Origin of the sequence: Herbaspirillum sp. C7C8, assembly GCF_022627875.1 — a bacterium.
Classification (GTDB): Bacteria; Pseudomonadota; Gammaproteobacteria; order Burkholderiales; family Burkholderiaceae_D; genus Herbaspirillum.
Genome location: NZ_JABXGG010000087.1, coordinates 1 through 247, shown reverse-complemented (window position 1 = coordinate 247; position 247 = coordinate 1). Strand labels below are relative to the sequence as shown.

Sequence of the window (247 nt, the reverse complement as noted above, 5' to 3'; positions counted from 1 at the left end):
ATCCTGATCTTCTTCGGTGCCATGGCTTGTGGCGGGTTGCTGTGGGGCACGCTGGCCAGCCATGCATCGATCACCCTGAGCCTGCTCCTGGCTGCAGGTGGCCTGGCGCTGGGTACGTTGCTGACCAGCAAGGTGACCCTGCCAGAAACCGAAGCCGAAGAGCTGACACCGTCGCTGCACTGGCCGGTGCCGTTGCTGAGCGATGACACGGACAAGGAAAGCGGGCCGGTGATGGTTACCGTGGAGT

1 protein-coding gene is annotated in these 247 nt (G+C 63.2%); it reads left to right on the top strand.

Features of this window, described 5'->3' with window-relative positions; translation table 11 throughout:
• Nucleotides 1–247, top strand: a 247-nt coding sequence (locus HWE01_RS22755) for an MFS transporter (RefSeq protein WP_241822973.1), incomplete at both ends; no start/stop codon positions are given.